Annotated in this window: 8 protein-coding genes; 5 read left to right on the top strand and 3 right to left on the bottom strand. The window is 53.4% G+C overall.

Annotated elements, in window-relative coordinates; translation table 11 throughout:
• Positions 1-1,420, bottom strand: a 1,420-nt coding sequence (locus ACRCZA_RS13335; protein WP_438674907.1) for a DEAD/DEAH box helicase, incomplete at its 3' end; no start/stop codon positions are given.
• Positions 1,421-1,898: 478 nt separating this feature from the next.
• Here ACRCZA_RS13335 and ACRCZA_RS13330 point away from each other — a divergent pair.
• The 3 genes from ACRCZA_RS13330 (at position 1,899) to cydC (ending at position 6,960) form a co-directional block, all read left to right on the top strand.
• A complete protein-coding gene (locus tag ACRCZA_RS13330; protein WP_438674906.1) occupies positions 1,899-2,951 on the top strand; it encodes a DUF3626 domain-containing protein in 1,053 nt (350 codons plus the stop codon).
• 290 nt (positions 2,952-3,241) lie between these two features.
• A complete protein-coding gene (cydD, locus tag ACRCZA_RS13325; protein WP_438674905.1) occupies positions 3,242-5,212 on the top strand; it encodes a heme ABC transporter permease/ATP-binding protein CydD in 1,971 nt (656 codons plus the stop codon).
• Positions 5,209-6,960: a heme ABC transporter ATP-binding protein/permease CydC gene (gene cydC / locus ACRCZA_RS13320; RefSeq protein ID WP_438674904.1), complete on the top strand. Its 1,752-nt coding sequence runs from the start codon at positions 5,209-5,211 to the stop codon at positions 6,958-6,960. The genes cydD and cydC overlap by 4 nt, the downstream gene beginning before the upstream one ends.
• Before the next feature lie 34 nt (positions 6,961-6,994).
• On the opposite strand, the gene ACRCZA_RS13315 is transcribed toward cydC, so the two are convergent.
• Entirely contained in the window at positions 6,995-7,726 is a 732-nt protein-coding gene (locus tag ACRCZA_RS13315; RefSeq protein WP_438674903.1) for a DUF599 domain-containing protein, read from the bottom strand.
• Between the two features lie 223 nt (positions 7,727-7,949).
• Here ACRCZA_RS13315 and ACRCZA_RS13310 point away from each other — a divergent pair, with 223 nt between their 5' ends.
• Both ACRCZA_RS13310 and ACRCZA_RS13305 read left to right on the top strand, forming a co-directional pair.
• Positions 7,950-8,141 carry a hypothetical protein gene (locus ACRCZA_RS13310; protein WP_438674902.1) on the top strand — a complete coding sequence of 64 codons (192 nt, stop codon included), beginning with the start codon at positions 7,950-7,952 and terminating at the stop codon, positions 8,139-8,141.
• 146 nt (positions 8,142-8,287) lie between these two features.
• On the top strand, positions 8,288-10,804 hold the full coding sequence (locus tag ACRCZA_RS13305) for a TonB-dependent receptor plug domain-containing protein (protein ID WP_438674901.1): 2,517 nt from the start codon (positions 8,288-8,290) through the stop codon (positions 10,802-10,804).
• A 132-nt stretch (positions 10,805-10,936) separates the two neighbouring features.
• Here ACRCZA_RS13305 and ACRCZA_RS13300 read toward each other — a convergent pair whose 3' ends face one another.
• Positions 10,937-11,014, bottom strand: a complete 78-nt coding sequence (locus ACRCZA_RS13300) for a GlyGly-CTERM sorting domain-containing protein (protein WP_438674908.1) — start codon at positions 11,012-11,014, stop codon at positions 10,937-10,939.
• Between the last annotated feature and the right edge of the window lie 13 nt (positions 11,015-11,027).

The raw sequence follows: 11,027 nt of genomic DNA, 5'->3' as shown, positions 1-11,027 counted from the left end.
TGGCAGCCTGACTGTCACTGGCATGATTGGCTCGGCCATCCTTTGCCCGCGCCGGACGTGGCTTGGCGGTGCTGCGGGAGCCCGTATTGGCGTTGATGCTGTGTCTTGGATTTTTGTCGTTTGGTTTGTGGCCACGAGCGACATCACCGCTACGCTGTCCATCTTTATGCTCGGTATTTTTGGGCGTGCCCTCGCGCGTTGCGTTGGGGGTTGAACTGCGATGATGTCGGCGGCTCGGCACTGATTTACTGCGGGAGTTGCTGGCGCCACCTAAACGAGACTCCGGTAATACGTGGTTAAAACCTTCCACCATTTCACGATCGATGACGCGGTTAATTAACCGCTCGATATCGTGCAGCAGTTTAATTTCTTCGTCGCTCACCAGTGACACAGCTTGGCCTGAGGCGCCGGCGCGGCCAGTGCGGCCGATACGGTGCACATAATCCTCAGGTACATTGGGGAGATCAAAGTTGACCACTTGGGGTAATTGATCGATATCTAAGCCGCGGGCGGCGATATCCGTTGCCACCAGTACTCGCGCTTGGCCATTTTTAAAGTCCGCCAAGGCTTTAGTCCGGGCGCTTTGGCTTTTATTGCCGTGAATGGCCGCGGCTTTGATGCCCGCCTCTTCCAGGTTTTTGGCTAAACGGTTGGCCCCATGTTTGGTCCGTGAAAAGACGAGCACTTGTTGCCAGTCGTTTTGTTTGATCAGTTGGGTCAATAACGCCGATTTTTGGCTTTTATCGACCGGGCAAACCCACTGTTTTACCGTATTGGCCGCCGCGTTGCGCGGCGTTACCGAAATTTCCTGCGGGTTATTGACTAAGCCTTTGGCAAGCGCCCGGATCTCATCGGAGAAGGTGGCTGAAAACATTAAGTTTTGTCGCTGCTTAGGTAAGATCGCGAGGATTTTACGAATGTCATGGATAAAGCCCATATCGAGCATGCGATCGGCCTCATCTAACACGAGGATTTCAAGCTGGCTAAATTTTACGGCCTTTTGCTGGTACAAATCCATTAAGCGGCCCGGCGTCGCGACGAGTACATCGACGCCACGGCGTAGCTGCGTGATTTGAGGATTAATGCCAACACCACCAAAGACCACCGCCGTGCGCAGTGGCAGGTATTTACCATAGGTCTCAACACTTTCAGCCACTTGCGCTGCCAGCTCGCGGGTCGGCGTCAAGACTAAGGCGCGCACTTGCCCTGCTTGAGCCCGTTGGCCTTTGCTCAGTAATTCCAGCAAAGGTAGGGTGAACCCCGCGGTTTTACCTGTTCCGGTCTGGGCTGCCGCCATGACGTCTTGGCCTTGAAGCACGGCGGGGATCGCTTGTGCTTGAATGGGCGAGGGAGTGTCATAGCCTTGTTCGGCGACGGCTTTTAGTATCGGGGCGGATAAACCCAGGGAGGCAAAACTCATAGATAGGTCTCTTATGGCAACGCGCTGCTGCATAGGTGGTCAATGGCCAGGTTTGCTGGCGGGCGTGCAGCTTACAGGATCGGGCCTGTTAGCGCCATCGAATAAGCTTGGGATTGCTGTCCCCGGCCGTCTTTTGTGGCCATATGAGGCCACATCGACGGTCATGGGCTGCAATCGGCCTAATGGTGGGCGCGAGCTATTTTACGTTGGAGTTAGCACGCGATCACGATTGTGTTAATTTGTTTGCAGTAAGGTGACGTTATTGAGTTAGAATTAACAATATTCTCAATAGATTGCAGTGATGGCATCCTCAAGTAAGCGCAGTGGTGAGGCGCGAGGCTAAACGCGAGGTTAAGCGCATGAGATTGGTGAGTGGGATAGCAAGCGCGCTAAGGCGAATGCCTCCTGCCTTTCTCTTTGCCTTACTCCTTAAAGGATCCATTATTGCTAGACGATGATACGCCATTGCAGGTGGACTATGACAGCGATACAGCATATAGAACGTCAGGCGCGTGAGCGGTGTGAACAGGCCATCGCCATCATTAAAAATGTGCAGCAGATGGCCAATATTCCAATGAGTGAAATGCAGCTCGCCTTGAAGCAACTATCAAGTTGTGGCCGAATTGCCTTGCATTTTCACCCCGATCGTATCGACGGTCGCGGCATGACGGTAGCCGAAGGCTTATGGCGTGATGGTCAGTATCGAAGTCAGTTTGAAACTCATATCTCCAATGGCCAGCTGTCTCCGGAATTAGGTGGCGCTCGGGATCATTGGGAAAACCACTTTTTCGGTGATGCCTACAAGGGCACCAAAGCGCGGCCGAAATATGGCGCCCTAGATCTGGGCATGTGGCAGGATGGCCCCGCCCCCCGTTTTGGCAGCTGTTATTTACTCACCCATCCCCATGTGTTGGGGCGTGCCACTTTTACCTACCTTGACTCTTATCGCAATCCCAAAGAAAAAGGCACATTAGCCTGTTTTGACGATGTATTTGCCGCCCTGCTGACCGAGAGCTTTGAGCGGCATTATGCCCTGGGTGACGCCAGGTTTAAGCCGCAAAACCTGATCCATTATCTTGGGCAGCAACTAGACGACGCCTTAACGGCGCGTTTTAAGCGGCCGCTGTCGACTAATTTGGACCATTATATCGAGGCGCAGATCCATGGGGAGGTCTCCCTAAGGGACGATATTGCCATGCTCGTGGCAGACCGCAGTTTTAAGGGGACAGAAATCGGCGACACCTTAGTTAAAATCTGTGATAGGTATGATATTCCATTGCAATATCATCAGGGGTTTAGCCTGCAGACGGAGCAAGTTCCCAGTGATTTTCGCGGCCCGACGATGCCATCGTTGGCAGGTCGCATCGCCATTGAGGATAAGGTCAATGCCTATGCGATTGGTGTGGCAGCAAGGGATTTATACCATGCGCCGCAGCATTGGCGCGATCGCGGCAATCGCGCCCAAGTGGCGCATGAGCTGAAATTGCTCTGGCATGTGTTAGTGAAATACGGCGCAGCTCAGTTAACGTAAGTGCTGGCATGGATGGTTGACGCGGCGGTTTGGGCCTATGGCGGCGCCGCTTGGCGTGGTCATTCCGGCGGCCAACACGGCTGAATGTGCCAGCGTGAGTGATGAATCATTTGATTTTGATTTTGTTTTTGTGAATAGGCTAACAAAAGCCCGTCCTCAGGTTTCATCTGCCGTGGATGCCTGCGATACTCTGCCCCTAGCGCAACTTTTTAACCGTTGCAAGCCCCTTAAGTCGAGTGATTGTTGTGAGTTGCCGCTCGCGGCAAGGCGCATTATGTTGTTGGAGCACCATGGATAAGTCGTTAGAAAAATCCCTTCTGTTGTGGCTTAAGGCGCAAAAACTGGCCTGTGGCATCTTCCTTAAATTAGCAGTATGGCTGGGCATGTTAAGCGCCATCGCGCTGGTGGCTCAGGCTTATTTGATTGCCACTATTCTTGATGGGGTGATTATCCACAATGCCATAGGGCCGCAAACCTCAGGAGCTGCGCCTTGGGTGAGCACGGCCAGCGATTATCTGCCCCATTTTATGGCGTTGTTAGGGTTAATGTTGCTGCGCGCCCTGCTTGCCTATGGCCGCGAGCGAGCAAGCTTTGAGGCGGGGCAGCGTTTACGCGGGCATATCCGTCGCTTGGTTTTAGATAAATTGACTCGTCTCGGCCCGGCTTTTATCAAGGGCAAGCCCGCGGGCAGTTGGGCGAGCATAGTGTTAGAGCAAGTTGAAGATTTACAAGATTTTTATGCCAAATACTTACCGCAAATTACCCTCGCGGGAGCCATTCCGCTACTGATCCTCGCGGCGGTCTTTCCAATCAATTGGGCCGCCGGACTTATCCTGCTGCTGACTGCCCCCCTGATCCCCTTATTTATGATCTTAGTTGGCATGGGGGCTGCCGATGCGAATCGCAAAAACTTCAATGCGTTAGCCAGACTCAGCGGCCACTTTATGGACAGATTAAAGGGCCTGAGTACCCTTAAGCTGTTTTATCGTGGAGAGGCGGAGCTTAGCGTGATTGCTAAGGCATCGGAGGAGTTTCGCAGCCGCACCATGGCAGTACTGCGTATGGCCTTTTTAAGTTCAGCGGTGCTGGAGTTTTTTGCTGCAGTCTCGATAGCCGTGTTGGCGGTTTACTTTGGCTTTAGTTATTTAGGCCATTTGGATTTTGGCTATTACGGCAGCCATGGCGGCATTGGCCCGCACACGCAGACGGAAGGTGGCTTACCTTTTAGTCTGTTTGTGGGTTTGTTTATTTTGATCTTAGCGCCGGAATTTTATCAGCCGCTACGGGATATGGGCGCTCACTATCATGCTAAGGCACAGGCCATTGGTGCCGCCGAAGCCTTGATGACCTTATTGGAGCACCCTGAGCCAGAACTGGCGGGTAAGCTCCAGCTTAGTGCGATTGCGCAGCTCAAGGCGGAGGCGCTAGAGGTGTATAGTCTCGATGGGACACGCCTGTTAGGGCCGATAAGTTTTTGCCTGAACGCGGGGGAGCGCTTGGCATTAGTGGGGCCGAGTGGTGCGGGTAAAACCAGTTTGCTCAATGCGTTATTGGGTTTTCTGCCCTATAAAGGCAGCTTGCAAATTAACGGCCATGAGTTTACGAGCCTCGATGTGGCCGCGCTGCGCCGCCAGCTTGCTTGGCTTGGGCAAGAGCCGCAATTATTCCACGGCACAGTGCGCGAGAATGTGGCCTTAGCCAATCCGGCCATGCAAGATGAGCGCATTTGGTCGCTGCTGGCCGCAGCAAATATTCAGGAGTTTGTCCAAGCTCAGCCCCTCGGGCTTGATGCGCCAATAGGCGAGCAGGCGGGGGGCGTTTCAGTCGGCCAAGCTCAGCGTCTCGCCCTTGCCCGCGCCTTGGGGCAAGATGCGCAGTTATTTGTGCTAGATGAGCCCACCGCAAGCTTAGATAGCCAGAGTGAGCAGCAGGTGAGCTCAGCCTTAAATGCCGCCATGGTGGGGCGGATGTGTGTCATGGTGACTCACAGATTAGATGAGCTTGATCATATGGATAGCATTTTGGTGTTGGATAAGGGCCGCATTGTTCAACGGGGGAATTTTCAGACCTTGGCCAATACACCCGGGCTCTTTCACACTCTGCTGCAGGAGAATATGACCTTGGCGAGCGACATCGCGCTCATCCCCCCTAAGATGTGCCCTGAGGAGGCTGCTAGCACCGAAAGCTTCGCCACTGCGACAGACAAAGGGCCATCATTGGAACCCGAGCACACCTTGGCCAACACAGGAGCGGCGCAATGAAGATCCTCATCCCTTTTATCCGTTTATTTGCCCGCCAATGGGTGATGATGTCGATAGGCTTAGGCTTAACGCTGACGACCTTGATGGCGGGGATTGGCTTGCTGTCGCTCTCGGGCTGGTTTCTTTCGGCGACCGCCGTGGCGGGCTTAACCCTCGCCACCGCCCAGCTGTTTAACTTTTTTACCCCTGCCGGTGGGGTGCGGTTTTTATCTATCGCCCGTACGGCCAGTCGTTATGGCGAGCGTTTAGCCACCCATGAGGCGACCTTTAAGCTGTTAACTGAACTGCGGGTGTGGGCGTGGCAAAAGCTCTTTCCGTTAAGTGCGAAAGATCTGCAGGGACTGCGCCGCGCCGATATGCTCAACCGCTTAGTGGCCGATATCGATACCCTCGATCATTTATACCTAAGGTTACTCACGCCCATGGCCGCCTCGCTGTTGGTGACAGGCCTGCTGTATCTGTTTCTGGCATGGTTTGATGCCAAGCTGGCGTTAAGCTTGTGTCTATTGCTGTTGGCGGCTTGGTGCGTGCTGCCGTGGTTATTTTATCGTCTTGGCCATGGGCCGAGCCGCGCCATGCTCGAGACGAAGCGCCAGTACCGAGTGCAACTGCTCGATATCCTGCAAGGCCAAGCTGAGCTGACGCTTTTTGGGGCAGACGGCCGATATAGGCAACGGCTGGATGAGGCCGAGACCGCGCTGTATCGCAGCCAAAGCACGATGGCCAATATCACCGCGCTAAGCCAAGCCATGCTGATCCTCACCACAGGTTCGGCGCTGATGATGATGCTATGGTTTGCCGCCAATGGCGTGGGAGATGCCCGCCCGCCGGGGCCGATGTTTGCCTTGATGGTATTTGCCACTATGGCCTGCGTTGAGATGTTAATGCCCATCGCCGGGGCATTTCAGCACCTATCGGGTTGCGTACTGGCGGCCACGCGGCTGACACAAATCACTGGGCAGCAGCCCGAGGTGCAGTTTGTCGCCGACAGCTCCCTGCGGGCCAGCTCGGGGGCGCTAACGATTGCCGATATCCATTTTGGTTATCGTGAGCAGCAAGCGGTGTTGCAGGGATGCTCGTTAGACATTCACGCCGGACACAAGGTTGCCCTGCTCGGCGCGACAGGCTCGGGTAAATCGAGTCTACTGGCGCTGCTGACCCGTGAGTGGCAGGCGCAGCGGGGGGAGATTTTCCTCGATGGCCATCGATTAACCGATTATAGCGAGCAGGCCCTGCGTGAGGCGGTGACTGTGGTCAGCCAGCGCATTTATCTCTTTGCTGGCACCTTGAGGGACAATTTAGCCCTCGCGCTGCCGGTGATACCAGGACAAAAGCGTACCGCCAATGATGAACGATTGATTGAGGTGTTAAAACAAGTGGGGCTAGCGCAGTTGCTCACGGCTGATAACCCCTTAGAGATGTGGATTGGCGAAGGTGGCCGGCAATTATCCGGGGGAGAGCAGCGGCGGATTGGGGTCGCGCGTGCCTTGCTGCGTGATGCGCCGCTCCTGTTGCTCGATGAACCAACGGAGGGGTTAGATAAAGGCACTGAGCGGGAGATCTTAAATCTACTATTTGAATTTGCTAAAGATAAAACCATGCTGATGATCAGCCACCGCTTAACGGCGATGGCGAAAATGGATCGCATTCATTTGCTCGACCAAGGCCGTATTATCGCCTCCGGCACCCATGAGGCCCTGCTCGCGGATTGCCAAGCTTATCAAGCCCTGTATCGCCGTTTAGCTTAAGCGCAGCCGAGCGCTGCGCTGCTAATGAAGGAGATTAATTGGTTTTTTGCTGCTCACGGGCTTGCAGGTTTGCTCCTAAATGCCCTTTGGCCGCGGTGATCGCGATAACGGCGCGGGATTTAAATTCGCGCCGATACAGGGTGATGACCACGAACAGGCTGGCTGAAATAAACAAAATAGGATGGACAAACCAGCACAGTACCGCCATCGAGAAGTAATAAGCACGCAGGCCGTAGTTGTAGGAATGGGCGGCCTGATCCTGCACTGTGGCCATTTGTCTGGCGTAGGCATTAAGGTGCTCATTGGACCCTTCATTATCCAAGGGGCCTGCGCCTATCATGACATTGACAAAACCATACTGGCGCATTGACCACGTAAATTGGAAAAACGCCATCACAAAAATCACGACCAGCAGCGCTAATTTAACCTGAACCAGCGCATGATTGGGTGGGGTCGCGTAGGGAATCGTGGCGATCACGGCCTCAAGACGCTCGACCTGGGCAAAAAGGGTTAACACCCCCGCCAGCACAAACAGAGTGCTGGAGGCGAAAAAGGCGATATTGCGCTCAAGATTGGCCAGCAGCGCCGCATCACCCACGCGGATTTCGCGGCTCATCACTTGCTGCATCCAGTAAATTCGATGCTTATGCAGACCTCGGGCAATACAGTCGGTATCTTTTGCCTTACGCCTGGCAAAGGCGGTATAGCCCGCCCACGCAACAATAAACCACAGCAATGCAAACATATCCAATAGAGAAAAAGTCATAGCTACCTTGGGGTGAATCACAGGCGGAACGATGGGTTAAGCCTAGATTATGAAGGGTTTTAGCGCCTTTGCGCAATCCCCCGGCCGCCACTTTACTCGCGCTTCTATCGAGCATGTTAGCGCTCAACATCAGGATATCGACTGCAGGCAACCACCATTTTGCCCGCATTGACATAACCGATGTGAAAGGGCAAAACCTATTGTAAAAGCAAAAGATTGCATAGTGTTTGTTACGCTGCGCAACATCACATTTTCAAATAATCCCGATGTAAGCATTTTGTGTGTTTTTAACATCAGCTTTGCTGCGATTGACTGGCAAATATCAAGATGGCTGTTTGTTAATAAAGCAAATGTTTTCACCGCTGCCAGCTTTTTATCAAACGCAGTACGCTTTAGTAACAAACTTGGCGGTTAAACGTTAAAAAAAACCTCGTTGACGTTAAAACGGATAATCCGCAGGATCCCCGACAGCCGTTCGCCAGTGGGACTTTAGCTGATATTAGCGCTTATATCGGCACCCTAAGCGCTTTGCGATAACCGTTATTCTTGAGAGTCAGATCCATGCCTAAATTTGCCCAGATCGCCAGTACGATTAACTTAGCCCTATATGCCGTTGTTAGTTGCACAGGCTTAATGGTGTCCACCGCCTCCTTTGCTGCAACGAGCAGCAACATCGAACGTATTGAAGTCACAGGCTCATATATTAAGCGCCAAGATTGGGAAAGTGCATCACCCATAACCGTGATTGATGCCGCCACGATTAACGCCCAAGGCTTTACCTCGATTGAGCAGATCCTGCAGCAACAGCCGTCCATGCCGGGGTCGGCATTAGGTGCGAGTTCCAATAATGGCGCTCGCGGCGTTGCTCAGGTCGATTTACGCGGACTGGGAGCCAAACGTACCTTAGTGCTGCTCAATGGTCGGCGCATGGTCAATTCCGGTTCGGGCGCCGATAGCTCGGTCGATCTCAATGCCATTCCCCTGCCGATGGTGGCACGCATTGAGATCCTCAAAGACGGTGCCTCGGCGGTGTATGGCTCCGATGCGATAGCAGGCGTGGTTAATATCATTACCCATAGCGAATATGATGGCTTACAAGTCGATGTTACCAGTGGGGTGAGCGCACAGGGTGATGGCGAGACGCAGCTCCTGAGCGCCATTTATGGCGTGAACAGTGCTCGCGGTAATTACAGTGTTGGGGTGGTATTTGCCGATCGTGCTGAGGTCATGCAGGGGGATCGTGATTGGTATAAGCCCACGGATCACAACAGTAGCAGCATCCCGTCTGGGACCTTAAATGGCATGGTACAAGATGAAAATGGCCAATGGATTAAATCGCCACACATTTACAATTATGCCGATGATGTGTACTTCCAAACTCCCAATGAGCGGCGCAGCGTATTTGCGAGCATGAACCATACATTGGATCATGGCGTCGTAGTGAATGTGGATGCCCTGTACACCAATCGCCGCTCAAACCAGCAATTATCCGGGCAACCGGCAAGGATCAATCTGAATGTATGCGATCCATTCACCCGTGGTGACTGCGTCCTCCTTGACGATGCCATGCTTGCCGCTGGCATTGGCGCAAATGCCTTAGGGCAAGTGCAATATCTGCGGCGCATGTCCGAGGTGGGCCCGCGTATTTATTCGCAAGATACGGATACTTGGCAGCTATCAGCAGGGCTGGCTGGACATGTCGGTTGGCACCGTGGGCTAGATTGGCGTATCGATTACGGCTTTGGTAAAAACCAAGCCGATACCGCCGTGGCCAATTCAATCCATGCAGATTGGATGGCCGAGGCCATTTACGCTGACCAAGCTAGCTGGTTCTCTGGCGAGCCGTTGACTGAGGCAATGATGGACGCCGTCAGTTTTACCGAGCGCACCCGCGGTGGTAATGAGCAGCAAACGCTCTTAGCCACCGCCAGCGGTGAACTGGTTGAATTAAGTGCTGGCGCCATTGAGTTTGCCATCGGGGCGGAGTATCGCAGCGAAAGCGGCTATTTTTATCCCGATCCGATTATGATCGCGGGGCAGGGCACGGCGCCAAGACAAGCGCCGACCGACGGACGCTACCACGTATTCTCGGTGTTCCAAGAGCTGAGCGTTCCCTTTAGCGAGGCGCTAAACGGCCAGTTTGCGCTGCGCTTAGACGATTACTCAAGCTTTGGTCTGGCAACCACGTGGAAGGTGGGCTTAACCTACCAGACTACGGCAGATCTTATGCTGCGCGCTGTGGCATCGAGCGGTTTTCGCGCGCCGAATGTCGCTGAATTATATGGCGGCAATCAAGGCTCTTTTGAGAATTTAATCGATCCTTGGTCGGATAATACTAAACCTCAGCAAATTTTGGTCAACCGGACGGCAGATCCCGATCTTAAGCCGGAAAACGCCAAGTCTTACACGTTGGGCCTAGTCTATTCGCCCCAGTATCTTGATGGCCTCGCGCTCACCCTCGATTATTGGCGCGTAGCCGTGACCGATGCCGTGTCGCGCTTAGATGTGCAGGCGGGGATCCATGCCTGTTATGCGGGTGACATTAACGCCTGCACCACCTTCAATATCACCCCCGCCGGCGATATGGACAATATCACAAGCCGCTTAACCAATGTGGGCTTGCTTGAAACGGCAGGGGTTGACATGAATGTGACCTATCGCATTAACGCTGCAGGCCTCGAGTGGACCGCCGCGAACGACACTACCTACCTCATGGATTTTGAACAGGATAATAGTGAGTACGCCGGCACCATCGATGGTAGCTTTGGCGCCTATGGCCGTGTCCGCAATCACTTCACGATGACGGCCAGCGCAGGTAATTGGGGGCTCTGGTATCTAAACCGCTACCTTGGGCCGATGAGCGATTTACGCAAAGGCAATCGGGTTGGTTCAAGCATGTACCATGATATTTCAGGTACTTATCGCATTAACGAGCAGGCGATGCTGACCTTAGGGGTGAGGAATCTGAGCAATACTAAACCTCAGCGAGTCTCTAACGGCAAAGATGCCGGCACAGTGCCTGAGGTTTACGATACCGTAGGCCGCACCTTCTATGCCGGGGTGTCACTGCGCTTTTAAGGCACAGCTTTTACCCGTGAAGGATTGGCGCTATCGTCGATATCAACATAACTGCCGATATCAACATAACTGGCGATATGAACATAAAAGGGTCTTTTAAAAGACCCTTTTATGGCAGATTTCTCGTACCAATTACTTACGCAACAGCCTTACGCCAGCAAGTAAAAGCAGAGATAAGTATCCCATTGATCCCCCTGATGCAAATTTCACATCAAAAAAATCT

It is taken from the genome of Shewanella sp., assembly GCF_051658185.1.
Lineage (GTDB): Bacteria > Pseudomonadota > Gammaproteobacteria > Enterobacterales > Shewanellaceae > Shewanella.
The sequence above is the reverse complement of the archived record's forward strand: the minus strand, read 5'-3'. Positions and strand labels throughout refer to the sequence as shown.

What these genes read in the sequence shown, in the direction of transcription:
- ACRCZA_RS13315 (WP_438674903.1), bottom strand. Translation starts at nt 7,726, where the DNA reads ATGACTTTTTCTCTATTGGATATGTTTGCATTGCTGTGGTTTATTGTT.
- ACRCZA_RS13330 (WP_438674906.1), top strand. Translation starts at nt 1,899, where the DNA reads ATGACAGCGATACAGCATATAGAACGTCAGGCGCGTGAGCGGTGTGAA.
- ACRCZA_RS13305 (WP_438674901.1), top strand. Translation starts at nt 8,288, where the DNA reads ATGCCTAAATTTGCCCAGATCGCCAGTACGATTAACTTAGCCCTATAT.
- cydD (WP_438674905.1), top strand. Translation starts at nt 3,242, where the DNA reads ATGGATAAGTCGTTAGAAAAATCCCTTCTGTTGTGGCTTAAGGCGCAA.
- cydC (WP_438674904.1), top strand. Translation starts at nt 5,209, where the DNA reads ATGAAGATCCTCATCCCTTTTATCCGTTTATTTGCCCGCCAATGGGTG.